The following is a 23,410-nucleotide window of genomic DNA, read 5'->3' on the forward strand; positions in this document are numbered from 1 at the left end:
ACGGCCCGGGCGATCTCACGCCCGGGCCGGTCTTCGGTCGATGCTGAGCCTCAGGCCCGCATCTGGGCTTCCAGCACCGCCAGCGGCAGCGAGCCGTTCACCAGCACCTTGTCGTGGAAGGCGCGCAGGTCGAAACCGGGGCGAGCCTCAGCCTCGGCCCGCAGGCGGGCGATGACCGTGTGGCCGACCTTGTAGGCGCAAGCCTGGCCCGGCCAGACGCAGTAGCGGTTGATCTCGCTGTTCGAGGCGTCCAGCGGCTTGGCGCCCGAGGCCGCCATGTATTCCACCGCCTGTTCCCGGCTCCAGCGCTCGGAATGCAGCCCGGTGTCGACCACCAGACGAACAGCCCGGAACAGGTAGGACATCAGGAAGCCGACCCGGCCCAGCGGGTTGTCGGCATAGGCGTTCAGGTCATTGGCGGCGACCGCCTCGGCGTAGAGCGCCCAGCCCTCGTTATAGGCCGAGAAGCCGCCCGCCCGGCGCCATTGCGGCAGCTCGCCCGACTCGCGCTGCAGGGCGACCTGCAGGTGGTGGCCCGGCGAGGCCTCGTGATAGGTCAGGGTCGGCAGGGCGAACTTCGGCCAGTTCCCGCTGTCGCGGAGGTTGATGTAGTAGGCGCCCGGGCGCGAGCCATCCAGCGGCGGCCCCTGATAGTATCCGCCCGGCGCGCCCGACTGGATCGAGACCGGCACACGGCGGATTTCGACGTGGCTCTTGGGCAGGCGACCGAAGACGGTCGGCAACTTGGGTTCGAGCGCCGCGACCTGCTCGTTGAGCCAGGCCAGCAGCTCTTCCTTGCCCGCATCCGTATTGGGGAAGAGCTGGGCCGGATCCTTGTTCAGGGCCTGGACCCGTTCGCCCACCGTGCCTTGGGTATAGCCCTGCGACTTCAGGATGGCGTCGATCTCGGCGCTGATCTCGGCGACCTGCTCCCTGCCCATCTTGTGGATTTCGGCGGCGCTCAGGGTGGTGGTCGTGTTGGACTTCAGGCCGTTGGCGTAGAAGGCCTCGCCGTCGGGCAGACGCCAGACCCCGGCGTCGTGGACGGCTTGCGGACGGATGGCCTCCAGAGCGGCGATCTGGCGGGCCAGGGCGGGCTTGATCTGCTGATCGACGATCGCCGCTGCGCGGGCGTCATAACCGGACAGGTTCAGGGCGGCCGTTTTCCGGGTCAGCGACTTGACCATGGCCAGATCGGCGGCCGAGGTGTCGTGCAGGGTGCGGATCTGCGGCAGCATCCGGTCGATGATGAAGTCGGGCGGAATAACGCCCAGACCGGCGTCCTCGCGTACCTTCTCCGTTTCGCCGTCCAGCACCCCGGCGAAGGCCGTCAGGCGCGACAGGAAGGCGTCGGCGCCGACTGCATCCTCGATACGGTGCTGGTTGTCCATGAAGTCCGGCGTCTCGAAATAGCCGCCCGACAGCTGGGTCACGACATAGGGTGACGGACGCCCCGGCCCGGCGCCATAGGCGAAGCGCGCGGTCTCGGCCGAGGTCTCGCGACCGAAGGCGGCGATGGCGTAGTTCAGGGCTCCGGCTTCGGACAGACCTGTCTTGTCGAAGTCGCGCAGCGTCGCCCAGCGGCTGACGGCCTTGTCGCGATCCTTGCGTATGGCGCCAGGGCCGGCCTCGCTCAGCTTCGACGACAGACCGGCGCGGGCGCCGCGGTCGAGGCCCAGGTTGGTGGCCCGCTCGGGCGCCTCGTCGATGTCCGCCTCGAACCAGCCGTCCAGCAGGGCGTTCAGCCGCGCGTCGGCGTCTGTCGCGACGGCGGCCTGGGCCAGGGAGGGCGCGACGGCGGCCGTGGCGGCGGCGGTCAGCAGAAGGCGGCGGCGGTCGATCATGGTTCAGGCTCCCGTCGAGGCGGGCGCGACGCCGCGCGCCCCCTCCTACTCAGACAGTCGTCGGGCCGGCGCGCCCGTGCCCGGGTTTAGGCGGGCGTCCAGGCGTTCAGGGTCCGCTCCAGCACCGTCAGTGGCACGCCGCCCAGGTTCAGGCCGGTGTCATGGAAGCCCTTGATGTCGAAGCGGTCGCCCAGACGTCTCTTGGCGTCCTCGCGCAGCTTGACCCAGGTGGTGTGGCCGACCTTGTAGCTGGACGCCTGACCCGGCCAGACGCAGTAGCGCTCGACCTCGGTGGCGACGCTGCTTTCCTGATCGCCCAGGGTTTCGACCATGTAGCGGATGCCCTGCTCACGGCTCCAGCGCTTGTGGTGCAGGCCGGAATCCACGACCAGGCGCGCGGCGCGGAACATCAGCGACTGCAGATAGCCGATCTGGCCGAAGGGATCGTTCTCATAGGCCCCGATCTCGTCCGCCAGCTGCTCGGCGTACAGGCCCCAGCCCTCGGAATAGGCCGAGAAGCCCATCACCTTCATCAGCAGCGGCGTGTCCGGCTTCTCCTGTTGCAGGGCGATCTGGAAGTGATGGCCCGGCACCGCCTCGTGATAGGTCAGGGTCGGCAGGGTCCACTTGGGCCATTCCGCCGTGTCGCGCAGGTTGATGTAGTAGGCGCCCGGACGCGAGCCATCCAGAGCCGGCGACTGGTAGTAGCCGCCCGGCGCCCCGGCCTCGATGGCCACCGGCACGCGCTTGATGTCGCAAGGCGAGGTAGGCAGGCGGCCGAAGTATTCCGGCATCCGCGCCTGCATGGCGACCATCTGGACGTTCAGTTCCTTGATCAGCTCTTCCTTGGCCGCGTCCGTGTTCGGATAGACGAAGCGCGGATCCTTGCCGAGGGCGCCGATGCGCTCGCCGACCGAACCCTGGGTCAGGCCCTGGGCCTTGAGCAGGGCGTCGGCGCGAGCCGAGATCTCCGCCACCTGCTCCAGCCCCATCTGATGCACCTCGTCCGGCGTCATCGACGAGGTGGTGAAGTATTTCAGCCCGAACCGGTAATAGTCCTCGCCCTTGGGCAGGCGCCAGACGCCGCCGTCGTGCGTCGCGCCGGGACGCACCGCCTTCAAGGCGTCGGCCTGACGCTGAATGGCCGGATAGACTTCCGTGGTCAGGATGGCCTGGGCGCGCGCGGCCCAGTCGCCGGGGATGTTCTTCTCGGCCGTTCGACGCGCCAGGGACTGGCTCATGACCGACTCCGCCGCGGCCGTGCCGGTGATGGCCGCCATCTGGGTCAGGGTGCGGTCAATGACGAAGTCGGGCGGCACCGCGCCGGCGGCGAAGTCGGCCTGCATCCGGGCGCGTTCGTCGTCCAGACCCTTGGCGAAGTCCGACAGGCGCGACAGGTAGGCGTCGGCGTCGTCCGCCGCCTCGATGCGGTGCTGGCTGTCGAGGAAGTCCGGGATCTGCTGATAGGATCCGCCCAGCTGGCTGACCGTATAGGGCGAGGGGAACATGCCGCCGCCGTAGGGGAAGTCGTAGCCCTCCATCACCGTGTCGCCGAAGAAGTCCAGCGAGTCGTAATAGGTCTGCTCTTCGGTGGTCAGCTGGGCCTTGTCGATGGCCTTCACCGCCTTCATGCCGTCGATGAACTTGACCTTGTCGGCGTCGATCTTGGCCTGGGACCGGTCGCTCAGCTTGAAGCGGGCCTGCGCCATCGGTCCCCGGTCCATGCCCAGCATGGTCAGGGTCTCCGGGTCGGACAGGATCATTTCCTGCGCGATCTTGTCCAGCAGGGCCAGGAACTGGGCCGAGGCGGGTCCGGAGGCCTGGCCGGCAGCCGGCGCGGCGGCGGTCTGGGCGAACGCACGGGCGACGCCCGAGGTCGCGAACGCGCCTCCCAGGGCGGCGGACATCAACAGGCGACGACGATCCATCATAGGGCTTCCTCCCAAAAGCGATGGAAGGGGACACTATCGAAGCGGAGCCGCCCCGCAAGGCGTCTTGATCACGGGGCGGATGAAGTTTCCTCCATCCTTCGCCCCCGTGAGGGGTTAGCCCGGCTGAACGTGGGCCTTGAGGCAGTCGCGCACCGCCTTCTTCAGATCGCCGGGCGCATTGGGTTCGTCCACGCCCTCAGCCGCCAGCACCGCCCGCATGGCCGCATCCAGCCCCTTGGGCAGGGCCTCGATCACCCGCTTCTGTCCCTTTTCGTGCAGGCAGAAGCCGACCTCGCTGCACAGGGCGGCGAACATCGCGTCGAAGTCCACGTGGTCGAAATTGGGGGCGGCGTCGGTCATGAAGTCTCAGGCTTTCAGGCGGCTCGCATGGAAGGCGACGTGGTCATCCACGAAGCTGGCCATGAAGAAGTAGGAATGATCATAGCCCGGCTGCATCCGCAGGGTCAGCCCCTGCCCGGCCTTTTTGGCCGCCGCGACCAGCAGTTCCGGCTTCAGCTGATCCGTCAGGAAGGGATCGGCGTCGCCCTGATCCACCAGTATGTCGTCAAACACGCCCGCCGCCGCGCCGCTCTCGATCAGCAGGGCTGCGTCGTGTTTCGCCCATCCGGCGCGGTCCTCGCCCAGATAGGCGTTGAACGCCTTCTCGCCCCAGGCGCAGCGCGTCGGCGACGAGATCGGCGCAAAGGCCGAGACCGACTGGAACAGCTCGGGATGGCGCAGGGCCAGGGTCAGCGCGCCGTGCCCGCCCATCGAATGGCCGAAGATGGAGCGCGTCTTGGTGGTCGGAAACTGGGCGTCGACCAGGGCGATCAGTTCGTCGGTGACGTAGGATTCCATGCGGAAATGCGGCGCCCAGGGCGCTTCGGTGGCGTCAACATAGAAGCCCGCGCCCTGGCCCAGATCATAGGCGGCGTCGTCGGCCACGCCTTCACCACGAGGAGAGGTGTCGGGCGCGACGATGATGACGCCGTGCTCCGCGGCGGCCTTATAGGCCCCGGCCTTGGTGGTGAAATTATCCTCTGTGCAGGTCAGGCCCGACAGCCAGATCAGGACCGGGAACGGCCCCTCGCCCGCCGGGACGAAGACCGACAGGGTCATGGGCGTGCCGGTGGTCGCGCTGTCATGCTTCAGATAGCGCAGGGTTCCGCCGTGAACGGCGTGGGTCTTGGTCGTTTCCATCACAATCGAACTCCAGAAATCAGTCGGGCCAGACCCGGGCCATGAAGGCGTCATCCAGTCGGCCGCCGTCCTTCGAGAACTGGCTGTACCAGTCGCGCGGGATCGGCGGGCTGGCCCCGGCCGGCGGGGCGCCGCCGCCCCAGGCGTCGAAGCCGACGCCGACCAGAATCGGCCCCTGGCGCACGGCGGGCGCCGGCACGGCCTCGACCGCCTTGACCACCGCCGCGATCGTCTCGGGGCTGGGAGCGGGTTCGCCGGTGACGACCCAGGCCTTGGCCCGCCCGCCCGGCTTGACCATCAGCAACACCATGCCGGAGGCGCCGGGCTGGACCGGCGCGGCGCGCACGGCGCCCTCCGCCGCAATCGTCGCCGCATTGACGTAGGGCGACAGGGCCGACACCTCGACCCGCGCCTTCATGACCGGATCGGGAAGATAGAGAACCACGTCCTTGCCCACCCAGGCCTCGGCGGGCGCCTCGGCCGCCGGCGCCACCTCGGCGCTCCGGTCGCAGGCCGCCAATCCGAGCGAGAGGCTGAACGCCGCCAGCCCCGCCGTCATCGCCGCTTTCGCCCTCATCTCGTCTCCGCCTTCAAAGCTAAGGCCCTGCTTCTATCCCTTGCCGACCCAGGCAGATAGGCCCGCCGTCAGCCTTCGGGCGTCACCACGCGCGTCGCCTGGCCGTTCTCGTCCTTGAAGGTGATGCGGGCGCCGCCGTCGGCCGCCACGCTCAGCACCAGGCGCGCCCGGCCCGCGCCGTCGCGCAGCACCAGTTCCGACGCGCCCGAGCCCTGACGCCCCAGGAACGCGCGGGGTTGCCCGTCCATATTGGCCGCCAGCATCGCCGCCTGCTGCTGTTCCGGCGTCAGGCCGGACAACCGGGTCAGGACGTCGTAGTCGATCGACTCCTCGGGCCGGTCGTTGACGAAGACGCCGGACACCCGGCGCGCGCCCTGCTGGAAACCCATGATCTGGACGGTCTGATCCTGCTCGTAGCCGTCGAAAGTCAGGCTGCCGCCCGATGTCTTGACGCCGTCGGCGTTCTTGCCGCCGAACACCAGGCCGCCGACCTCGGTGCCTTCCTCGTTCATGAACAGCATCCCGGCCGTGTCCCGGCCCGTATGCGGAACCTCGCGCCCGCGATAGGGGATCTCGGGGAAGGATGTTTGGTTAGATATCACCATCCGCAGCGTGCCGTCCGGCTCACGCACATTGATGCGCTGGACGTCGATCTCGGTGAAGCGGGCCGGGCCGACACCCGACACCTCCCCCGAGACCATCACCCCCACGAAGACAGCCGTCAGAACGCCCGAATAGGCGATGAGGGCCTTTTGCGCGTCGAACTTCATGATGATCCTCCCATTGATCGCGGGTTGGTAACGGATCACGCCGACGTCGCCCCGTGGTCAGTTGTCGCAAGCTTGGCTTTTACGACGGCCGGTGAACGGCGCAGATCTTGTTGCCCGAAGGATCGCGCAGATAGGCCAGGTGCATCGCACCGAAGGGCGTGACGCGCGGCCCGGCCGGGTCCTCGATGGCCGTGCCGCCCGCCGCGACGCCGGCCTCGGCGAAGGCGATGACCGCCTCGGGGCTGGCCGCCGCGAAACCGATGGTGCCGCCGTTGGCGTGACAGGCCGCCTCGCCGTCGCGCGGCGTAACCACGCCCAGCATGCCGCGCGGCGTCATGTACCAGACGCCCGGCAGCGGCTGATCGCTGAAGACGCCGGGCTGGTGCCCCAGGGCGCCGAGCACCGCGTCATAGAATTTCTGCGACGCCTCGACGTCGTTGGCGCCCAGGGTGACGTGCGTGAACATGGTCTTTCTCCCTCTTGTTCGCCCAAGCTTTAGGCAGATCAGTTTCTTTTGACAACTAACTGAGCGTGACGCCCAATTCGGGATGGTCGCGATAGTGCCGCAGGCGGCTCTCCAGCGAACCGACGTGCAATTCCAGTCGATGACCGTCCGGGTCGAGGAAGTAGAGCGACGCCCCTTCGCTGCCGTCTTCTTTCCAGACCGCCGCTACCGCACACACCCGCGCTGAAAGCGCCTCGAACGCCTCGGCTTCCACGCTGAACGCCGCGTGGGTGTAGTCAGGGTGCGGCTCGCATCGCGCCGCCGCATCCAGCGACAGACACAGCCACAGGCCGCCCGCCTCCAGATAGGCCCCGCGCGCCCAGAGCGCTCTCAGATCACAGCCCAACAGGTCGCGATAGAAGGCGACCGAGCGGTCAAGATCGCTGACGGCGAACGTCAGATGGTTCAGTCCCGTGACCCTGGCCGTCGTCATGCACCCAGCCTTTGGAAGCGGCTCACCTCGGCTTTGCCCCGTCACGGGCGTAGCCTTCCATCAATCCGGCATAGTCCTCTACCGGCGGAAACTCGGGATATTGCACCCGCGCGCCGGACTGGACCCCCAGCAAACGATCGGCAGCGCCCGTGTCCGCATAGGGCACGACCCAGCCCCCATCATCCAGCAGGCTGGGTCGCAGGTTGACGAAGGCCCCGCCGGCGATGCCGTGCGTGAACAGCCAGGTCTTGCACGACGGACAGAAGTGATGCTCCGGCACAGGATTGTGCAGGCCGCCGATCTCCGTCTCGCCCTCGACCGATAGCCCAGAGGCCGGCAGCATCAGGGTCAGCGAATAGGCCCCGCCCGTCAGCTTCTGGCAGGCCCGACAGTGACAGGCGGAAGCGAAAACCGGCGCCTCGGTGACTCGAACGCTTACCTGGCCGCACAGGCAGGCGCCCTTCCACGGCAGCTTCCAGTCACGCATGGGCCAGTCCCTTCTTTTTAGAAGACGATCACCGAGCGAATGCTCTTTGACAGTCAGCGCGCACGCTCAGGTATCTGGTCGCCAGACAGAGCCGTCGCCACTGACATCATAGAAGCCCACGCCATGCCGCTTGGCGAGGGTGAGCGCCAATTCCTGCGCCACATTAGCTCGGCTCCAGGCAAAACCCGCATAGATGGCGCTGGGCGCACAGGTGATATCCGCGGAATCGGAGGGTCTGAGCCACGGCCCTGTTCGCGAGGCGTGCGGGCCGTTCAACGCCCAAAATCGCCGCCGCATACCCGCTTCCCATCGCTGTAGAGCTGGCGAACAGACGGCGGGATCATTGTAGTCCCACGCGCCGTCCCAACGCATGAAGGCTTCGTACCAAACCTGAAAGGCTTCGCGGTCGATGGGAACGACGGACGGCTCGAACACCAAAAGATCTTAGCTCATCCTCGCCCCCGTCGCCGCTTCTCATCAGGATATTAGAAGACGATCACCGAGCGGATGCTCTTGCCTTCATGCATCAGGTCAAACGCCTCGTTGATGCGTTCCAGCGGCAGGGTGTGGGTGATCATCGGGTCGATCTCGATCTTGCCGTCCATGTACCAGTCGACGATCCGAGGCGTGTCAGTACGCCCACGCGCGCCGCCGAAGGCCGAGCCCTTCCAGACGCGGCCGGTGACCAGCTGGAACGGACGGGTGGCGATCTCCTTGCCCGCCTCGGCCACGCCGATGACGATGCTCTCGCCCCAGCCGCGGTGGCAGGCTTCCAGCGCCTGACGCATGACCACGGTGTTGCCGGTGCAGTCGAAGGTGTAGTCGGCGCCGCCACCGGTCAGCTCGACCAGATGGGCCACCACGTCCGGCACCTCCTTCGGATTGACGAAGTGGGTCATGCCGAAGCGACGGCCCCATTCTTCCTTGTCGCCGTTGATGTCGACGCCGACGATCATGTCGGCCCCGACCAGCTTCAACCCCTGGATGACGTTCAGGCCGATGCCGCCCAGGCCGAAGACCACGGCGTTGGCGCCCGGCTCGACCTTGGCCGTGTTGACCACGGCGCCCACGCCCGTCGTCACGCCGCAGCCGATGTAGCAGGCCTTGTCGAAGGGGGCGTCCTTGCGGATCTTGGCCACCGCGATCTCGGGCAGGACCGTATAGTTCGAGAAGGTCGAGCAGCCCATGTAATGGGCGATGGCCTGACCCTTGTAGCTGAAGCGGCTGGTGCCATCGGGCATCAGGCCCTTGCCCTGGGTGCCGCGGATCGAGGTGCACAGGTTGGTCTTGCGGCTGAGGCACGACTTACACTGACGGCATTCCGGCGTGTAGAGCGGGATGACGTGATCACCGACGGCCAGGCTGGTCACGCCCGGCCCGACCTCGACCACCACGCCCGCGCCTTCGTGGCCGAGGATGCTGGGGAAGATGCCCTCAGAGTCCAGACCATCCAACGTATAGGCGTCGGTGTGGCAGACGCCCGTCGCCTTGATCTCGATCAGCACCTCGCCGGCGCGCGGACCTTCCAGATCAACCTCGACGATCTCGAGCGGGCGTTTGGCTTCGAACGCGACGGCGGCGCGGGTTTTCATGATGAGTGGTCCTTCGGACGCCCTAACGCTCGCGACGCGGTCGCTCGCTGCTTCAGGGACAGGAGGTGACTGAATTGGCGTCTGTTCTACGCCCGTCGCGGCGGGGCCGATATGGCGACAACCGCAAAACATTATTGTCGTGCTGCAACAATCATGATCGAACGTCCCCATGAGCCGCTGGGACGGGATCGACGAATTCACCGCTGTCGCCGAACAGGCCAGCTTCTCGGCCGCCGCCCGGCGGCTGGGCCTGTCGACCTCGGCCGTCAGCCGCGAAATCGCCCGGCTGGAGGATCGGCTACAGACCCGCCTGCTCCACCGCACCACCCGCCGGGTCGAACTGACCGACGCGGGCCGCGACTTCCTCGCCCGCTGCCGCCGCCTGATCGACGAACGCGACGAGGCCCTGGCCGCCGTCCAGCCCGACGATCAGGCCCCGCGCGGCCTGCTGCGGATGACCTGTTCGGTCTCCTATGGCGAGCGCTTCATCGCCCCCGCCGTCAACGCCTTCGCGCGCCAGAACCCGGAGCTGCGGATCGAGCTGGATCTGGACAACCGCCTGCGCGACCTGGTGGGCGACGGCTATGATCTGGCGGTGCGGTTCGGCCATCTGACCGACTCTCGCCTGATGGCGCGGCGACTGGCCTCGCGACGGCTGATCCTGTGCGCCAGTCCCGACTATCTGGCGCGGCGCGGCGCCCCGCGCGACCTGTCCGAGATCCCCAGCCACGACGGCCTGATCGGCTCAGCCGAGCACTGGCGCTTCACCGAGGCCGGGCGCGAGGTCAGCCTTCGCCCCTCCGGCCGCTGGCGCTGCAACTCCGGCGCGGCGGTGCTGGACGCGGCGCTGCAGGGGCTGGGCCTGTGCCAACTGCCCGACTTCTATGTTGCCGAGGCCTTGGCCTCGGGCGCCCTCGTCTCCCTGCTGGACGATGCTCGCCCGCCCGACGAAGGCGTCTGGGCCGTCCATCCCCACCCTCGCCACGTCCCGCCCAAGGTCCGCGCCATGATCGACTGGCTGCACGACAGTCTCGCCCAAAGGAGCCCCACATGAACCTTGTCGTCCTGACCGGCGCCGGCGTCTCGGCCGAAAGCGGCGTGCCGACGTTTCGCGCCTCGGACGGGTTGTGGGAGGGGCATCGCATCGAGGCGGTGGCGACGCCCGAGGGGTTCGCCGCCGACCCGGCCCTGGTGCAGGACTTCTACAACCAGCGGCGTCGGCATCTGGCAGGAGTCCAGCCCAATGCGGCCCACCGCGCCCTGGCCGATCTGGCGGCGCGGTGGCGGGGCGACTTCCTGCTGGTGACGCAGAACGTCGACGACCTGCACGACCGGGCGCACGCCGAGACGCCGCCGCCCCCCGGCTTCGAGCTGATCCACATGCACGGCGAACTGCTGAAGGCGCGCTGCACCGCATCCGGAGTCGTCTGCGACTGGACCGGCGATCTGGAGGCCGCCCACGCCTCGCCGCATCATCCGCAGGGGACTTTACGCCCGCACATCGTCTGGTTCGGGGAGATGCCGCTGGCGATGGAGCGGATCGAGGCGGCGCTGGAGGCCTGCGACCTGTTCGTCTCCATCGGCACCTCGGGCGCGGTCTATCCGGCGGCGGGCTTCGTGCAGTCGGCGCGGATGGCCGGAGCGCGGACGGTGGAGATCAATCTGGAGCCGACGCAGGGCGCGCGCCTGTTCGACGAGGGCGTCTATGGCCCCGCCTCCGAGACCGTGCCCGCCTTTTTCTCTAGCCTCTAGCCGCGCGGCCCGAACAGGATGACCCCCGCCCCGATCAGGCAGACCGCCCCGCCGATCAGGTCCCAGCGGTCCGGCGTCGTGTTCTCGACCAGCGCCATCCACGCCAACGAGGCGACGATATAGACCCCGCCATAGGCCGCGAACGCCCGCCCCGCCGTCTCGGCCGGAACCAGGGTCAACAGCCAGGCGAAGGCGATCAGGCAGAGCACGCCCGGTACCAGCCAGACCGGCGACCGATCCAGCTTCAACCAGGCCCAGAAGGCGAAGCAGCCGCCGATCTCGGCCAGGGCGGCCAGCGGATAGATGAGGGCGAGTTTCATTTCTTCTCCGCCTGATGAAGCGCAACCATGTCGCGCACGGCCTGCTTCAGGCCGTCGCGAGGATCAGCCTCATAGTCGAGCCCTTCAGCTGTGAAGACCGCGCGCGCGAACTCGTCGATCGTAGCGGGCGGGTGATCGATCAAGCGATCGGCAGCGTCGCCATGAACGCAAAAGCCCAGATCCACGCACAACTGCCGTAGCAGCGCCTCGACCTGAGCCTCCGTCATCACTCGCCCTTCTTCGCTTCTTCCGCCGCGCGCTTTTCGGCCAGCTTGGCCAGCACTCGGCCGCGGCCCTTGGCGAGGGCGTGGATGGCGCCGCGCATGGTGGCGACTTCCTGCTCGGTGAAGGCGGCGCGGCCCAGCATGACGCGCAGGTTTTGGCTCATCGACGGCTTCTTCTCGGGCGGATGGAAGAAGCCGCCGGCCTCCAGCTCGGTCTCGAAATGCTCGTACATGCCGACCAGCAGTTCGTTCGACGCGGGCGGCTCGCCCTCGCGGAAGCGCGGCGGCGGGGCGTCGAGGATCAGGGTGCGCCACTCATAGGCGTTGATGGCCACGGCCTGGGCCAGGTTCAGCGAATGGTGGCGCGGGTCGATGGGGATGGTGGTGATCCCGGCGCACAGGGCGATGTCGGTCGTCTCCAGCCCGGCGCGCTCGCCGCCGAACAGCAGGCCGGTCTTCAACCCCGAGGCGGTGTCGTCATAGAGAACGCGGGCGCTCTCGCGCGGGGTGCGGACAGGCTGGCGCGTCTCGCGCGGGCGGGCGGTGGTGGCGAAGACGGTTTGCAGGTCCGCCATCGCCTCAGCCACGCTGTCGAAGACGCGCACCCCGTCCAGCACCCAGTCGGCGCCCGAGGCCATGGCCCAGGCCCGCTCCTGCGGCCAGCCGTCGCGCGGCGTGACCAGCCGCAGTTCCGACAGGCCGAAGTTCGCCATGACACGGGCGACCGCGCCGATGTTTTCGGCCATCTGGGACTTGTCGAGGATGACGACGGGGGGCGTGAGTTCAGTCATGGGGGCTGCATAGTCCTTCTCCCCTTGCGGGAGAAGGTGGCAGGCGAAGCCTGACGGATGAGGGGTCGCGCTGACGCCGACCACCTCATCCTTTCCGGGCGTTGAGAGACCCCTCATCCGAGCCCTTCGGGCCCACCTTCTCCCGCAAGGGAGAAGGAAGAGGGATCAGTCCTCGCCGATCATCGAGGTCCAGGGATCGACCGTCCCGGCCTCGACCTCGGCCACCTTGACGGCGGGCCAGCCGATGGAGACCGTGCCGCTCTCGCGCCAGCTGAGAATGATCAGGTCGCGCAGTTCCGAGGCGCCCGCCGCCAGACGCTCGGTGACGAAGGCCGCGCCGCGCGGATCGGCGTCGCTGAAGCCGCCCGCCTTCTCCAGGCGATAGAAGGGAATGACGGTGCCCAGCGTCGTCTTCAGATAGGCCGCCGTGCGGGCGCGCAGGTCCAGACCCGAGACCTGAGGCTGGCTCATCGCCGCCTCCACCGCATCCAGACGGGCCACGCGCGAAGTGAACTCGCCCTCGAAGATTCCGTGGGTGCGGCGCGAGTTGGTGAAGCCCTCGGGGTTGGGATAGTCGCCCCAGCCGTTGAAATGGATCGAGGTGTGGTGCGGCTGCGAGCCGTCGCCGACATAGTGGGCCAGGACGCCGATGTCGCGCAGGATCAGGGCCTCGCGGCGCTCACGGTCGGCCCGGTACCAGGCCTTGTTGCCCGGATCCATCTCGCGTGCCTCGGCGGCGGTCAGCACGCGCCAGTAGGCGAAGTCGCGGCCCAGGTTCTGATAGGCGTCCATCAGGGCGTAGGGCAGGTACCCGACCTCGTCGATCTTGATCCCCGCCTGGACCAGGGCCGTGTCGAAGTCCGACTTCAGGCGCGGCAGGGCGTCGATGTGCGGGCCGTTCGCCGTCATCGCATGGCCGTTGTCGTCGAAGTCGATGAAGTGGGCCGTGTCGCGCTCGCGGTCATGCGGCTGGCCGGCGCCCTTCCAGCGGTCGGGTTCGCGCGCCAGTTCGCCGACATCAGCAATGGCGCCAGGCGTGCGCAGGAAGGCCGGCAGGTCGTCGCTGAGCCCGCGCATCGCAGCCACGCCGATCAGGCGGTGGCCGGTGTTTCCCCAGGCGTCCACATGAACGGCGGGGGCCGCGACCAGCATCAAGGCGGCGGCGGAGATCATCAGGCGTTTGACTTGACGCTTCATCGGAGAACACCGGCGGAAAAATTCGAAGGGAAACGACCGCTTATCCCATTCCCCGCCCCGCCTCCACCCGTGGCGCGCGCGACGTGTCCGCTCGATCACGCTGACGTCATCTTGAACCTGGCCGCAGACTTTCTTCGCAATAAAGTGTTACGCAGACAGACATAGGTGTTAACCGGACAGCTGATCGCCACAGTATAGAAGCCACAACCGATCAATACTGATTTCGTTGCTGCCACATATGCTGTGACATTTGCGCGATATGCTCATCGCCCTGTGGACTAATCGAACGATGATCGTAGCGCGAGGCCGCGCCTGATCTCTACCGACACGGTTTGGCCACAATTGGGGGTCAGAAACCCGCTGCCGGATCGTGTCGGGACCGGTGCTTCCTGAGTCTGTTCGATGCTGAACACAGCCGCAGCGCTTGCCATGTTCTGGGCTCTGGCCTTCTCCGGTTCCGGAGAGCCTCAGCGTTATGAAGCCGTTGTCGCGATCGAGACGGCTGCAATGGAAACCGCCGCGGCGGCTGAAGGTTCCATCGATGCGTCCGCGCTCTCGGCCGAACAGACCGAGCTGATGACGGGCGATCCCGACTGGCGCGCCTCGGCGCGCCTCTATCACGCAGGCGGCGGCGGAGCGACGGGCAATGATTCGCTTGGTTGCCGTCCGATCGCCATGCGCACGGTCGCCGTCGACCCGCGCGTGATCCCCCGCCGCACCAAGCTGTTCATTCGCGAAACCGTCGGCCTGCGCATGAGCGACGGCACCATCCACGACGGTTACTGGTACGCCTCGGACACCGGCGGCGCGATCAAGGGCGCCAAGGTCGACCTCTACACAGGCCACGGCCGCGGCTCGATGCGCCAGGCCATGAGCCTGAACATGAAGACCCTGACCATCGCCGACGCCGGCGACTTCGACGGCTGCCCGCCGGCCTGGGAAACGGCTTCGAACTAAAGGACGGCGACGTCCCCGACAAAAAAGGCGACCGGAGCGATCCGGTCGCCTTTTTGCTGCGTCGCTCAGGCCCGGTCAGACCTTGAAGGACAGGAAGCCGTCGTCCACCGCGATGGTCGAACCGTTGACCGCGCTGGCCGCGTCGGTGAACAGGAAGGCGACGACGCTGGCGACCTTCTCCGGCTGAATCAGCCGGTTATGCATGTGCTGCGCCGCCAGGGGCGCCTTGAGCTTCGGATCGTCGCCCAGGATCGGCGTGTCGATGAAGCCGGGCGCGACGCCGACCACGCGAATGCCATGCTCGGCCAGCTCCAGCGCCCCCGACCGGCTCATCGAGACCACCGCCGCCTTGGCCGCATTGTAGTTGAAGCTGCCCCGCGCGGCGATCGACCCATAGATGGAGGCGGTGTTGACGAAGGCGCCCTTGACGCCCAGTTCGACCATCTTCCGCGCCCCGTACAGCAGGCCGTAGTAGACGCTGTGCTGGTCGACCTCGATCACCTTCAGGTAGTCCGCCGGCTCCATCTCGAGGAAGGGTTTCACCAGACCAATGCCGGCATTGTTGAACATGCCGTTCAACGTGCCGAGCCGGTCCACGGTGAAGTCGACCAGGGCCTTGACCTCTTCGGCCTTCGAGACGTCGACCTTGAAGGCATGAGCCTTGCGGCCCAGGGCCTGGACCTCGTCGGCCACAGCCTCGGCGCCCTTCAGATTGAAGTCGGCGACGATCAGATCCGCGCCCTTGCGCGCCAGGGCCAGACAGGCTTCGCGCCCGATCCCGCTGGCGCCGCCCGTGACGATAATGACCTGGTTCTCAAGTTCCATACGCGGTCTCCTTCGACTGAAAGCGTGACCGACATATGGGCGCCCAAGGCGACGCTTCGACCCGTTTGCACGGGGACGTGATCAGAACTTCCGCTGACCGCTGACCGTCTCGAAGAACAGGCGAAAGTCGCCCATCAGGCTCCACAGCGGGTATTTGAAGGTCGCCGGCCGGTTCTTCTCGAAGAAGAAGTGCCCGACCCAGGCGAAACCGTAGCCGACCACCGGCATGGCCAGCAGCCACCAGGCGTTCAGCGTCACGCAGAAGGCCAGAAAGGCGGCGATCACCAGCCCCGTCCCGATCACATGGATGCGGCGACAGGTCCGGTTGGAATGCTCGTGGATGTAATAGGGGTAGAAGGCCGAAAAGGAGGCGTATCGCCCTCCAATGTCCCGGCCAGTCTGTGGATCGCGTGCGGTCATGGCCGCAGCCTGCCCCCGGATCGAACCGGGGGCAAGTCAGCGATCAGCGATCAGTCGAACCGCTTGCCGGGCTTGCCGGCCTTGTTGAACGGCTTGGCGCCGGCAGGCTTGCCCGCCGGTTTGAAGCCCGGCTTGCCGCCGGCCTTGAAGTCCGACTTGGGCTTGAACGGCTTCTTGGCGCCCGGCCCCTTGGCGAAGGGCTTCTCATAGGGCTTGTCGAAGAACTGGCTGCTTTCCGGCGCGTCGGCGCGGGGAGCGTAGGGCTTCTTCTTGAAGGCCGGACGTTCGCCCTCAGCCTCGCCCTCGCGCGGTTGCCACGGCTTCTTCTTGAACGGCGGACGACCGCCCTCGCCGTCCTCGTCGCGGCGGAAGGGCTTCTTGGCGTAGGGACGCTCGCCGCCTTCGTCGCGGCGGTTGCGCGCGCCGCCCTTGAACATGCCCGAATGCGGGGCTTCCGACGGCGTGATGTTCGCCTCGTTGGTGTTCATGGCCGCCAGCTTCCTGAAGGCCTCGACGTGGGTGTTGGCGATCTCGAAGCGGGTCTCTTCGGGGAAGGTCTTGATCGAGCCGATCTGCTGCTTGGTGATGCCGCCGATGCGGCAGATCATCGGGATCAGCCACTTGGGATCGGCATTGCGGTTGCGGCCGATATCCATACGGAACCACGACACCTGGTCCGGCTGCAGACGCTCGAAGGGCGAGGCCCCCGCGGCGAAGGCGTCGCCGGCTTCGCGCGGCTTGCGCTGCGGACCCTGGCCCGGATCGGTCAGATCCTCGGGGGCCGGCAGATCCTTGCGCAGCAGGACCAGCAGGGCGCGCGCCAGATCCTCGGGCGTGCGCTCGGCGACCAGCTTGGCGATCAGGCCGGCGTCGTCCTCATTGCCTTCCTCGGCGAAGATCGGAGCGGCCAGCAGGCGCTGCTCGTCCTTGGCCAGGATTTCGTCGGCGGTCGGGGCGGCGGCCCAGGTGGCCTCGACGCCTGCCGAGCCCAGCAGCATCTCGGCCTTGCGGCGGCGGCTGCTGGGCACCAGCAGGATGGAGGTGCCCTTCTTGCCCGCGCGGCCGGTGCGGCCCGAACGGTGCAGCATGGTGGCCTTGTTGATCGGCAGCTCGGCGTGGATGACCAGGCCCAGATCGGGCAGGTCCAGACCGCGCGCGGCCACGTCGGTGGCGACACAGACGCGGGCGCGGCCGTCGCGCAGGGCCTGAAGCGCGTCGGTCCGCTCGCGCTGACCCATTTCGCCGGACAGGGCCACGGTCGAGAAGCCGCGCTCCAGCAGCGACGACTGCAGGTGACGCACGCTGTCGCGCGTCGAGCAGAAGACCAGGGCGCCCGGCGCCTCGTAGAAGCGCAGCACGTTGACGACAGCGTGCTCGATCTCGTTCGGAGCGATGCGTAGGGCGCGGTATTCGATGTCGCTGTGCGGCTGGCTGCGGTCGACCGTGTCGATACGCACGGCGTCGCGCTGATAGCGCTTGGCCAGCATGGCGATGTCGCGGGCGATGGTGGCCGAGAACAGCAGGGTGCGGCGTTCAGCCGGCGACTGCTCCAGGATGTATTCGAGGTCTTCGCGGAAGCCCATGTCGAGCATCTCGTCGGCCTCGTCGAGCACCAGCACCTTCAGCGCGGACAGGTCCAGGTTGCCGCGATCGATGTGGTCCTTCAGGCGGCCGGGCGTGCCGACGACGATGTGGATGCCGTAGTTCAGCGCGCGGGCTTCCTTGCGGGCGTCCATGCCGCCGACGCAGGTGGTGATCTTGGCCTTGGACTCGCCGTACAGCCATTCCAGCTCGGCCGAGACCTGCAGCGCCAGCTCGCGCGTCGGGGCGATGGCCAGCATCAGCGGCGCGTCCGCCGGGCCGAAGCTTTCGTCGTCGCCCAGCAGGGTCGAGGCCGCCGCCAGGCCGAACGCCACCGTCTTGCCCGATCCGGTCTGCGCCGAGACCAGCATGTCGGCCTCGCCGTGGCCGTCCAGAACCGCCGCCTGAACCGGGGTGGGCTCGGCATAGCCCTTGTTGACGAGAGCGCGGTCTAGCGCGGGGTGGATCGCGGGAAAGGGCATATACGACCTGAAAAAGAGCAATGCGGTCGTCGAAACGACCGCGCCCGGCCAAGGCGAACAGCCGGCCGGGCGAGGAGGAGGCGGTCTCTATACACCAATATTGGCCCCGATGCGGCGCGTTTCCGGAAAAAGACCGCCGTTCACCACGCTTGTTCAGGCGCCATTGACCTCAAAGCCACGATCCTGACCGTCCGCAGAGTTCCTTTCAGCCCGGAGACCGCCCATGACGATCCCGCCCCTGAGCATCGCCGCCGCCGGAATGCAGACCGCCGCCAACCGCTTCGAAGCCAGCGCCCGACGCACGGCCAGCGGTTCGCTGGACAACCTTGCGGTCGAGGCGGTCGAGCAGATCCGCGCCCGACAGGACTTCACCGCCAACGCCGCCGTGGCCCGCACCGCCGACGAGATGACGGGCACGCTGCTGGACGTGCTGGTCTAGCCTGACCGGTTCCGCTCAGCCCGCCTTCCCGGGCAGGTGAAAGAAGTCGATGAAGCGGGCGAAGATTTCGCGGTCGCCCTCGATGATCATGCCCGCCTCGCTCTCCAGCGCCGCCAGCGGAACCTTGCCATAGACGGCGGCGGCCACGACCGCGGGGGGCGTCGCGCGCACGACCACGTCGCAACCCTCGACCTCGCCGCGCTGCGTGGCGATGACGCCGTCGGCCACGTCCACCACCATTCGGTCTTCGCCTAAAACGAAGCCCAGACGCATGGCCGCGCCCTGGGCTCGCCCAGCGTCGAACATGGTCTCGAACGACTGCATGATCGACACGGCGCTGATCGGCAGGGTCGGATCGTGCTGGGGCGAGCGCGCGGCCCAGCGGCCCAGCACCATGAAGACCGGTTTGATCTCATAGCCCCAGTCGGTCAGTTCATAGACCTGGACCGAGGCGGGCGGCGGCAGCTTGCGCCGCTGGACGACGCCCGAGGCTTCCAGCCCCTCCAGCCGCTGCGTCAGGACGTTGGCGGACAGGCCGCACAGGTCTTTGCGCAGGTCGCTGAAACGCCGCGGCCCCATCATGAGTTCTCGTATCACCAGCAGGGCCCAGCGCTCGCCGACAAGGTCGAGGCCGTGGGCGGCGCCGCAGGCGTCGTGATAGCGGCGGGAACGGCCGGCGGACTCTTTAGTTACTTTTTCTAACTTCATAGTTGACTAACATAACACGATAGGACACCGTTACGCCAGATCAGGGAGGATCGCCAATGAACAAGCTTATCTTCGTCAATCTGCCCGTCACCGACCTGCCCCGTTCAGTCGCCTTCTACGAGGCCGTGGGCGCCACGAAGAACCCGATGTTCTCGGATGAGACGGCCGCCTGTCTGGTGTTCTCGGAGACCATCCACGCCATGCTGCTGACCCACGAGAAGTTCTCCAGCTTCACCGACCGCGCCATCCCCGACGCGCACAAGACGGCCCAGGTGCTGATCTGCGTGTCGGAGGACAGCCGCGACGCCGTCGACGCCGTGATCGACCGCGCCGCCCGCGCCGGTGGCCAGGCCGATCCCAATCCGAAGCAGGACTACGGCTTCATGTACGGCCGCAGCTACGCCGACCCCGACGGCCACATCTGGGAAGTCATGTGGATGGACCCCGAAGCCGCCGCCGAGGGCCCCGAGGCCTTCGCCGCCCAGGTCGGAGGCGGCTGATCATGAGCGACCTGTTCGAACTGAGCGTCAGCCGCTTCATCAAGGCCTCGCCCGAAACCGTGTGGAAGGCCTTCACCCAACACGGGACTGAGTGGTTCACCCCCCGCCCCTGGACCACGCCCCAGGTCGATTATGATCTGCGCCCCGGCGGGCGCACCGACATCGTCATGCAGTCCCCCGAGGGCGAGCGGCATGAGTATCGCGGCGTGGTGCTGGAGGTGGTCCCCGAACGTCGCATCTTCACCACCGGCGCCATGACCGAAGGCTGGCTCCCGCAGCCGGGCGAGATGAACTTCGTGCGCATCGACACGTTCGAACCCGAAGGCGACGGCACGCGCTACATCGCCCGCGCGCGCCACTGGGACGACAAGGCCATGCAGACCCACGCCAGCATGGGCTTCGAGCCCGGCTGGGGCGCCGCCGCCGATCAGTTGGGCGAGGTCGCCGAGAGGCTGGCCGAACAGGAGAGGACGTCATGACCGACAAGATCGTTCCCTGCATCTGGTATGACCTGGGCCAGGCCCGAAAGGCGGCGGAGTTCTATGTCTCCCTGGGCCTGCCCGACAGCCGCATCGAGCGCGTCTCGGCCAGCCCCGCCGACAATCCGTCCAGCCCTGAAGGCGCTGAACTGGTGGTCGAGTTCACCCTGGCGGGACGACGCTATCTCGGCCTCAACGGCGGGCCGATCTTCCCCCAGACCGAGGCCGTCTCCTTCATGATCATGACCGATGATCAGGCCGAGACCGACCGCCTGTGGGACGCCATCGTCGGCAATGGCGGCGCCGAAAGCGCCTGCGGCTGGTGCAAGGACCGCTGGGGCGTGAACTGGCAGATCACCCCGCGTCGCCTGATGGCCTTTTACGAGGATCCCAACCCCGCCCGCGCCAAGGCCGCCTTCGAGGCCATGATGACGATGCACAAGATCGACATCGCGACCCTCGAGGCCGCTGCTGACAAGGCTGGGTAAACGGCCACGCCAGACTGCCCTCGAGCCAACTGTCGCTTTCCACCAAGCCTGCGCCTGCGTCTTTCACGATGATCCGCCCCCTGCCCCTCAATCAGCGAGCCGCGCGCGGCGAGCCACAGGGGCCAACTTCTGAAGGAGAAACCAAGATGTCCTACGTCACCGGCTTCCTGACCCCCGTGAAGAACGAGAACAAGGAGCGCTACATCGAATCCGCGCGCAAATCCTGGCCCCTGTTCAAGGGCTATGGCGCCACCGCCCAGATCGAGAACTGGGGCGTGGACGTGCCGGACGGCAAGGTCACCAGCTTCCCCATGGCGGTGAAGCTGGAGGAAGGCGAGGCCGTGGTCTTCTCCTGGCTGGTCTGGCCCGACAAGAAGACCGCCGACGACGCCTGGGCCAAGATGCAGGAAGACCCCGCCATGGCCGACATGGACATGCCCTTCGACGGCAAGCGCATGATGTGGGGCGGCTTCGAAACCGTGTTCCAGAACTGATCTGACGAACAGCGCCGGGGACGGCCGCCGTCCCCGGCGTTTTCGCTATGCCTCGCCCTGCGCCAGGCCCGGTCTGGCCCGATGGGCGCGCAGGCAGGTGGCGACGCTGAGCACGACCAGCACGAAGGCCAGCCCCTCCATCGCAGTCGGCAGCCGCTGCTCCCAGGCGAAGCCGTAGATCAGGGCGAACAGGGTCTCGAACAGGATCATCTGACCGACCAGGGTGAGCGGCAGCAGCCGGCTCATGCGGTTCCACAGATTATTGCCCGCGATCGAGGCCAGCACGGCCACGCCGACCGAGACCCCCGCCAACCGCATCCAGTCCCCCGCCGCGTGCTGCGCCTCGCCGGCGACCAGCAGGGCCAAGGGCAACAGCAGCAGGCTCTGCGCCCCGGTGACCACGCCGGTCAGCAGGCTCCAGTCGTGGGCGGACACCGTCTCCAGCTGACGCAGGCGCCGCGCGTTCCTGACGGCGAAGAAGGTCCAGGAGGCCAGGGCCCCGACGGCGCAGGCGAAACCGATCAGGCGGGTGGCGTGCGCGGTCTCGGCCGGGGCGGCCAGCGCCTGCCAGCCGATGCAGACGGCCCCTGCGACGCACAGCAGCAGCGGCAGGCGCAGCCGACGCAAAGGCACGGCGCCGTGATCGCGGCTGCCGATGATGGTCACCGCCACCGGCAGGAAGCCGATGACCAGCGAGGTCATGGCGATGCCCCCCGTCTGCACGGCCGTCGACAGCAGGATATAGTAAAGCGTGTTGCCGGTGAGGCCGAGCCAGAACAGGTTCAGCCAGTCGCGACGGTCGATCCGCGCCGTCACCGCCTTCCACCGCGGCGCCAGCAGCACGCCCGCGATCAGGCCATAGGCGAGATAACGCCCGACCGTCAGTTGCAGAGGACTGAAGTCCCGCGCCAGCTCCGGCGCAAGGAAGACCAGCCCCCACAGAGCGCCCGCGCCGACCCCGCAGGCCACGCCGATCGCCGTCCGGTTGCTCGGCGCCTGTCCGATCGCTTCAGTCGTCATTTCCAGTTCCCGCTTGGCTCGGCGGCGAGCTATACCAAGGGGCGGACGGGGCGTTTCCTCTCGATCACAGGCCCAGACGCAACAAAAACTCGCACAACAAGAAACGCCGATGGCCGGACGACCCGCACCCTCCCAGCGCCCGCTGGACAGCTTCGACCGCGCGATCCTGCGGATCGTTCAGCGTGACGCCCGGACGCCGCAACGCACCATCGCCGAAGCCGTCAACCTGTCCGCCGCCGCCGTTCAACGGCGCATTGCGGCCATGGAGGCCAGCGGCGTCATCCGCGGCAACGTCGCCCTGGTGGACCCCAGGGCCGTGCCGCTGACGATCACGGCCATCGTCGAGGTCTATCTGCAGGACGAGCGGGCCGAGACCGTGCAGAACGCCAAGATCCGGTTCCAGAACGAGCCGGAGGTGCAGCAGTGCTATTATGTCACCGGCGGCACCAGCTTCATCCTGATCGTCGTCACCACCGACATGGCGGCCTATCAGGCGCTGACGCAGCGGCTGTTCGAGGAGAATGACAGCGTCAACCGGTTCCGCTCCCTGATCGCCCTGGACCGGGTGAAGACCGACGCCTCCCTGATCATTCCCTGAACGCCTGACCCGGAACGAAAAACGCCGGCGAGGTCGAAACCCCGCCGGCGCTGATCTTCAGGCGATCGAACCGATCAGCTGTCCAGGAAGCTCCGCAGCTTCCGCGACCGCGAGGGGTGCTTCAGCTTGCGCAGGGCCTTGGCCTCGATCTGACGGATGCGTTCACGGGTCACGCTGAACTGCTGGCCGACCTCTTCCAGGGTGTGGTCAGTGTTCATGCCGATGCCGAAGCGCATCCGCAGGACGCGCTCCTCGCGCGGCGTCAGCGAGGCCAGAACCCGAGTGGTCGTCTCCCGCAGGTTCGACTGGATGGCGGCGTCGATCGGCAGGACGGCGTTCTTGTCCTCGATGAAGTCGCCCAGGTGCGAGTCTTCCTCGTCGCCGATGGGGGTCTCCAGCGAGATCGGCTCCTTGGCGATCTTCAGGACCTTGCGCACCTTCTCCAGCGGCATGGCCAGCTTTTCGGCCAGCTCTTCCGGGGTCGGCTCGCGGCCGATCTCGTGCAGCATCTGGCGGCTGGTGCGGACGATCTTGTTGATCGTCTCGATCATGTGGACCGGGATGCGGATGGTCCGCGCCTGGTCGGCGATCGAGCGGGTGATCGCCTGACGAATCCACCAGGTGGCGTAGGTCGAGAACTTGTAGCCGCGACGGTACTCGAACTTGTCGACCGCCTTCATCAGACCGATGTTGCCCTCCTGGATCAGATCCAGGAACTGCAGGCCGCGGTTGGTGTATTTCTTGGCGATGGAGATCACGAGGCGCAGGTTGGCCTCGACCATTTCCTTCTTGGCCT

At 67.4% G+C, this 23,410-nt stretch carries 30 protein-coding genes; 9 read left to right on the top strand and 21 right to left on the bottom strand.

The window, feature by feature from the left end; all coding sequences use genetic code 11:
- Window positions 1-50: 50 nt before the first annotated feature.
- The 11 genes from B4A39_RS16025 to B4A39_RS16075 form a co-directional block, all read right to left on the bottom strand.
- Entirely contained in the window at window positions 51-1,844 is a 1,794-nt protein-coding gene (locus B4A39_RS16025; protein ID WP_292037700.1) for a DUF885 domain-containing protein, read from the bottom strand.
- A gap of 86 nt (window positions 1,845-1,930) precedes the next feature.
- Window positions 1,931-3,775 carry a DUF885 domain-containing protein gene (locus B4A39_RS16030; protein WP_292037705.1) on the bottom strand — a complete coding sequence of 615 codons (1,845 nt, stop codon included), beginning with the start codon at window positions 3,773-3,775 and terminating at the stop codon, window positions 1,931-1,933.
- A gap of 114 nt (window positions 3,776-3,889) precedes the next feature.
- Window positions 3,890-4,135: a hypothetical protein gene (locus B4A39_RS16035; protein ID WP_292037711.1), complete on the bottom strand. Its 246-nt coding sequence runs from the start codon at window positions 4,133-4,135 to the stop codon at window positions 3,890-3,892.
- A 6-nt stretch (window positions 4,136-4,141) separates the two neighbouring features.
- Window positions 4,142-4,975, bottom strand: a complete 834-nt coding sequence (gene fghA, locus B4A39_RS16040) for an S-formylglutathione hydrolase (protein ID WP_292037715.1) — start codon at window positions 4,973-4,975, stop codon at window positions 4,142-4,144.
- A 19-nt stretch (window positions 4,976-4,994) separates the two neighbouring features.
- On the bottom strand, window positions 4,995-5,552 hold the full coding sequence (locus B4A39_RS16045; RefSeq protein WP_292037721.1) for a hypothetical protein: 558 nt from the start codon (window positions 5,550-5,552) through the stop codon (window positions 4,995-4,997).
- 68 nt (window positions 5,553-5,620) lie between these two features.
- Window positions 5,621-6,322 (bottom strand): hypothetical protein, encoded by a 702-nt coding sequence (locus tag B4A39_RS16050; protein ID WP_292037725.1) that lies wholly within the window; start codon window positions 6,320-6,322, stop codon window positions 5,621-5,623.
- A 79-nt stretch (window positions 6,323-6,401) separates the two neighbouring features.
- Complete coding sequence (locus tag B4A39_RS16055; protein WP_292037733.1) at window positions 6,402-6,788, bottom strand: VOC family protein; 387 nt, start codon at window positions 6,786-6,788, stop codon at window positions 6,402-6,404.
- A 55-nt stretch (window positions 6,789-6,843) separates the two neighbouring features.
- Window positions 6,844-7,260, bottom strand: coding sequence for a VOC family protein (locus B4A39_RS16060; protein WP_292037735.1), 417 nt, complete (start codon window positions 7,258-7,260; stop codon window positions 6,844-6,846).
- A 22-nt stretch (window positions 7,261-7,282) separates the two neighbouring features.
- Entirely contained in the window at window positions 7,283-7,747 is a 465-nt protein-coding gene (locus B4A39_RS16065) for a GFA family protein (RefSeq protein WP_292037742.1), read from the bottom strand.
- A gap of 66 nt (window positions 7,748-7,813) precedes the next feature.
- Window positions 7,814-8,182: a hypothetical protein gene (locus tag B4A39_RS16070; protein ID WP_292037747.1), complete on the bottom strand. Its 369-nt coding sequence runs from the start codon at window positions 8,180-8,182 to the stop codon at window positions 7,814-7,816.
- 50 nt (window positions 8,183-8,232) lie between these two features.
- The gene (locus tag B4A39_RS16075; protein WP_292037750.1) at window positions 8,233-9,339 is read right to left on the bottom strand and encodes an S-(hydroxymethyl)glutathione dehydrogenase/class III alcohol dehydrogenase; all 1,107 of its coding nucleotides are present in this window, start codon (window positions 9,337-9,339) and stop codon (window positions 8,233-8,235) included.
- 169 nt (window positions 9,340-9,508) lie between these two features.
- On the opposite strand from B4A39_RS16075, the gene B4A39_RS16080 reads away from it, so the two are divergent.
- Together B4A39_RS16080 and B4A39_RS16085 are read left to right on the top strand one after the other, a co-directional pair.
- Window positions 9,509-10,393: a LysR family transcriptional regulator gene (locus tag B4A39_RS16080; protein WP_292037758.1), complete on the top strand. Its 885-nt coding sequence runs from the start codon at window positions 9,509-9,511 to the stop codon at window positions 10,391-10,393.
- Window positions 10,390-11,091 carry an NAD-dependent deacylase gene (locus B4A39_RS16085; RefSeq protein WP_292037763.1) on the top strand — a complete coding sequence of 234 codons (702 nt, stop codon included), beginning with the start codon at window positions 10,390-10,392 and terminating at the stop codon, window positions 11,089-11,091. The genes B4A39_RS16080 and B4A39_RS16085 overlap by 4 nt, the downstream gene beginning before the upstream one ends.
- Here the strand turns inward: B4A39_RS16085 and B4A39_RS16090 are convergent.
- The 4 genes from B4A39_RS16090 to B4A39_RS16105 all read right to left on the bottom strand — a co-directional run bounded on the left by B4A39_RS16090 (window position 11,088) and on the right by B4A39_RS16105 (window position 13,623).
- Window positions 11,088-11,411, bottom strand: coding sequence for a YnfA family protein (locus B4A39_RS16090; protein ID WP_292037767.1), 324 nt, complete (start codon window positions 11,409-11,411; stop codon window positions 11,088-11,090). The two genes, B4A39_RS16085 and B4A39_RS16090, sit on opposite strands and share 4 nt — an antisense overlap.
- Window positions 11,408-11,638, bottom strand: a complete 231-nt coding sequence (locus tag B4A39_RS16095; RefSeq protein ID WP_292037774.1) for a hypothetical protein — start codon at window positions 11,636-11,638, stop codon at window positions 11,408-11,410. The genes B4A39_RS16090 and B4A39_RS16095 overlap by 4 nt, the downstream gene beginning before the upstream one ends.
- A complete protein-coding gene (locus B4A39_RS16100) occupies window positions 11,638-12,426 on the bottom strand; it encodes an RNA methyltransferase (RefSeq protein ID WP_292037778.1) in 789 nt (262 codons plus the stop codon). The genes B4A39_RS16095 and B4A39_RS16100 overlap by 1 nt, the downstream gene beginning before the upstream one ends.
- Window positions 12,427-12,591: 165 nt before the next feature.
- Window positions 12,592-13,623, bottom strand: coding sequence for a S1/P1 Nuclease (locus B4A39_RS16105; RefSeq protein WP_292037779.1), 1,032 nt, complete (start codon window positions 13,621-13,623; stop codon window positions 12,592-12,594).
- 402 nt (window positions 13,624-14,025) lie between these two features.
- Between B4A39_RS16105 and B4A39_RS16110 the strand changes: the two genes are divergently transcribed.
- On the top strand, window positions 14,026-14,580 hold the full coding sequence (locus B4A39_RS16110) for a 3D domain-containing protein (RefSeq protein WP_292037780.1): 555 nt from the start codon (window positions 14,026-14,028) through the stop codon (window positions 14,578-14,580).
- A 75-nt stretch (window positions 14,581-14,655) separates the two neighbouring features.
- Here the strand turns inward: B4A39_RS16110 and B4A39_RS16115 are convergent, their stop codons facing one another.
- The 3 genes from B4A39_RS16115 to B4A39_RS16125 form a co-directional block, all read right to left on the bottom strand.
- A complete protein-coding gene (locus B4A39_RS16115) occupies window positions 14,656-15,405 on the bottom strand; it encodes an SDR family NAD(P)-dependent oxidoreductase (RefSeq protein WP_292037784.1) in 750 nt (249 codons plus the stop codon).
- Window positions 15,406-15,486: 81 nt separating this feature from the next.
- The gene (locus B4A39_RS16120; RefSeq protein WP_292037789.1) at window positions 15,487-15,825 is read right to left on the bottom strand and encodes an Mpo1-like protein; all 339 of its coding nucleotides are present in this window, start codon (window positions 15,823-15,825) and stop codon (window positions 15,487-15,489) included.
- Window positions 15,826-15,875: 50 nt separating this feature from the next.
- On the bottom strand, window positions 15,876-17,888 hold the full coding sequence (locus B4A39_RS16125) for a DEAD/DEAH box helicase (protein ID WP_292037792.1): 2,013 nt from the start codon (window positions 17,886-17,888) through the stop codon (window positions 15,876-15,878).
- Between the two features lie 223 nt (window positions 17,889-18,111).
- Here B4A39_RS16125 and B4A39_RS16130 point away from each other — a divergent pair, with 223 nt between their 5' ends.
- Complete coding sequence (locus tag B4A39_RS16130) at window positions 18,112-18,327, top strand: flagellar hook protein FlgE (protein WP_292037801.1); 216 nt, start codon at window positions 18,112-18,114, stop codon at window positions 18,325-18,327.
- A 15-nt stretch (window positions 18,328-18,342) separates the two neighbouring features.
- Here B4A39_RS16130 and B4A39_RS16135 read toward each other — a convergent pair whose 3' ends face one another.
- Window positions 18,343-19,035, bottom strand: a complete 693-nt coding sequence (locus tag B4A39_RS16135; protein ID WP_292037811.1) for a winged helix-turn-helix transcriptional regulator — start codon at window positions 19,033-19,035, stop codon at window positions 18,343-18,345.
- 56 nt (window positions 19,036-19,091) lie between these two features.
- Between B4A39_RS16135 and B4A39_RS16140 the strand changes: the two genes are divergently transcribed.
- The 4 genes from B4A39_RS16140 (at window position 19,092) to B4A39_RS16155 (ending at window position 20,996) form a co-directional block, all read left to right on the top strand.
- Window positions 19,092-19,535, top strand: coding sequence for a VOC family protein (locus tag B4A39_RS16140; RefSeq protein WP_292037816.1), 444 nt, complete (start codon window positions 19,092-19,094; stop codon window positions 19,533-19,535).
- 2 nt (window positions 19,536-19,537) lie between these two features.
- Window positions 19,538-20,014 (top strand): SRPBCC family protein, encoded by a 477-nt coding sequence (locus tag B4A39_RS16145; protein WP_292037824.1) that lies wholly within the window; start codon window positions 19,538-19,540, stop codon window positions 20,012-20,014.
- A complete protein-coding gene (locus tag B4A39_RS16150; RefSeq protein WP_292037830.1) occupies window positions 20,011-20,502 on the top strand; it encodes a VOC family protein in 492 nt (163 codons plus the stop codon). Before B4A39_RS16145 ends, B4A39_RS16150 begins: the two co-directional genes overlap by 4 nt.
- 146 nt (window positions 20,503-20,648) lie before the next feature.
- Window positions 20,649-20,996, top strand: coding sequence for a DUF1428 domain-containing protein (locus B4A39_RS16155; RefSeq protein ID WP_292037838.1), 348 nt, complete (start codon window positions 20,649-20,651; stop codon window positions 20,994-20,996).
- Window positions 20,997-21,041: 45 nt separating this feature from the next.
- On the opposite strand, the gene B4A39_RS16160 is transcribed toward B4A39_RS16155, so the two are convergent.
- A complete protein-coding gene (locus B4A39_RS16160) occupies window positions 21,042-22,016 on the bottom strand; it encodes a DMT family transporter (protein WP_292037843.1) in 975 nt (324 codons plus the stop codon).
- Between the two features lie 109 nt (window positions 22,017-22,125).
- Here B4A39_RS16160 and B4A39_RS16165 point away from each other — a divergent pair, with 109 nt between their 5' ends.
- Window positions 22,126-22,614 (top strand): Lrp/AsnC family transcriptional regulator, encoded by a 489-nt coding sequence (locus tag B4A39_RS16165; RefSeq protein WP_292037847.1) that lies wholly within the window; start codon window positions 22,126-22,128, stop codon window positions 22,612-22,614.
- A 74-nt stretch (window positions 22,615-22,688) separates the two neighbouring features.
- On the opposite strand, the gene rpoD is transcribed toward B4A39_RS16165, so the two are convergent.
- A partial coding sequence (rpoD, locus tag B4A39_RS16170) for an RNA polymerase sigma factor RpoD (RefSeq protein WP_292037851.1) occupies window positions 22,689-23,410 on the bottom strand: 722 nt, incomplete at its 5' end.

This window comes from Brevundimonas sp. UBA4553 (assembly GCF_002387245.1).
Classification (GTDB): Bacteria; Pseudomonadota; Alphaproteobacteria; order Caulobacterales; family Caulobacteraceae; genus Brevundimonas.

Coding starts and splice junctions, on each gene's coding strand:
- B4A39_RS16025 (WP_292037700.1), bottom strand. CDS start 1,844: ATGATCGACCGCCGCCGCCTTCTGCTGACCGCCGCCGCCACGGCCGCC.
- B4A39_RS16030 (WP_292037705.1), bottom strand. CDS start 3,775: ATGATGGATCGTCGTCGCCTGTTGATGTCCGCCGCCCTGGGAGGCGCG.
- B4A39_RS16035 (WP_292037711.1), bottom strand. CDS start 4,135: ATGACCGACGCCGCCCCCAATTTCGACCACGTGGACTTCGACGCGATG.
- fghA (WP_292037715.1), bottom strand. CDS start 4,975: ATGGAAACGACCAAGACCCACGCCGTTCACGGCGGAACCCTGCGCTAT.
- B4A39_RS16045 (WP_292037721.1), bottom strand. CDS start 5,552: ATGAGGGCGAAAGCGGCGATGACGGCGGGGCTGGCGGCGTTCAGCCTC.
- B4A39_RS16050 (WP_292037725.1), bottom strand. CDS start 6,322: ATGAAGTTCGACGCGCAAAAGGCCCTCATCGCCTATTCGGGCGTTCTG.
- B4A39_RS16055 (WP_292037733.1), bottom strand. CDS start 6,788: ATGTTCACGCACGTCACCCTGGGCGCCAACGACGTCGAGGCGTCGCAG.
- B4A39_RS16060 (WP_292037735.1), bottom strand. CDS start 7,260: ATGACGACGGCCAGGGTCACGGGACTGAACCATCTGACGTTCGCCGTC.
- B4A39_RS16065 (WP_292037742.1), bottom strand. CDS start 7,747: ATGCGTGACTGGAAGCTGCCGTGGAAGGGCGCCTGCCTGTGCGGCCAG.
- B4A39_RS16075 (WP_292037750.1), bottom strand. CDS start 9,339: ATGAAAACCCGCGCCGCCGTCGCGTTCGAAGCCAAACGCCCGCTCGAG.
- B4A39_RS16080 (WP_292037758.1), top strand. CDS start 9,509: ATGAGCCGCTGGGACGGGATCGACGAATTCACCGCTGTCGCCGAACAG.
- B4A39_RS16085 (WP_292037763.1), top strand. CDS start 10,390: ATGAACCTTGTCGTCCTGACCGGCGCCGGCGTCTCGGCCGAAAGCGGC.
- B4A39_RS16090 (WP_292037767.1), bottom strand. CDS start 11,411: ATGAAACTCGCCCTCATCTATCCGCTGGCCGCCCTGGCCGAGATCGGC.
- B4A39_RS16095 (WP_292037774.1), bottom strand. CDS start 11,638: ATGACGGAGGCTCAGGTCGAGGCGCTGCTACGGCAGTTGTGCGTGGAT.
- B4A39_RS16100 (WP_292037778.1), bottom strand. CDS start 12,426: ATGACTGAACTCACGCCCCCCGTCGTCATCCTCGACAAGTCCCAGATG.
- B4A39_RS16105 (WP_292037779.1), bottom strand. CDS start 13,623: ATGAAGCGTCAAGTCAAACGCCTGATGATCTCCGCCGCCGCCTTGATG.
- B4A39_RS16110 (WP_292037780.1), top strand. CDS start 14,026: ATGCTGAACACAGCCGCAGCGCTTGCCATGTTCTGGGCTCTGGCCTTC.
- B4A39_RS16115 (WP_292037784.1), bottom strand. CDS start 15,405: ATGGAACTTGAGAACCAGGTCATTATCGTCACGGGCGGCGCCAGCGGG.
- B4A39_RS16120 (WP_292037789.1), bottom strand. CDS start 15,825: ATGACCGCACGCGATCCACAGACTGGCCGGGACATTGGAGGGCGATAC.
- B4A39_RS16125 (WP_292037792.1), bottom strand. CDS start 17,888: ATGCCCTTTCCCGCGATCCACCCCGCGCTAGACCGCGCTCTCGTCAAC.
- B4A39_RS16130 (WP_292037801.1), top strand. CDS start 18,112: ATGACGATCCCGCCCCTGAGCATCGCCGCCGCCGGAATGCAGACCGCC.
- B4A39_RS16135 (WP_292037811.1), bottom strand. CDS start 19,035: ATGAAGTTAGAAAAAGTAACTAAAGAGTCCGCCGGCCGTTCCCGCCGC.
- B4A39_RS16140 (WP_292037816.1), top strand. CDS start 19,092: ATGAACAAGCTTATCTTCGTCAATCTGCCCGTCACCGACCTGCCCCGT.
- B4A39_RS16145 (WP_292037824.1), top strand. CDS start 19,538: ATGAGCGACCTGTTCGAACTGAGCGTCAGCCGCTTCATCAAGGCCTCG.
- B4A39_RS16150 (WP_292037830.1), top strand. CDS start 20,011: ATGACCGACAAGATCGTTCCCTGCATCTGGTATGACCTGGGCCAGGCC.
- B4A39_RS16155 (WP_292037838.1), top strand. CDS start 20,649: ATGTCCTACGTCACCGGCTTCCTGACCCCCGTGAAGAACGAGAACAAG.
- B4A39_RS16160 (WP_292037843.1), bottom strand. CDS start 22,016: ATGACGACTGAAGCGATCGGACAGGCGCCGAGCAACCGGACGGCGATC.
- B4A39_RS16165 (WP_292037847.1), top strand. CDS start 22,126: ATGGCCGGACGACCCGCACCCTCCCAGCGCCCGCTGGACAGCTTCGAC.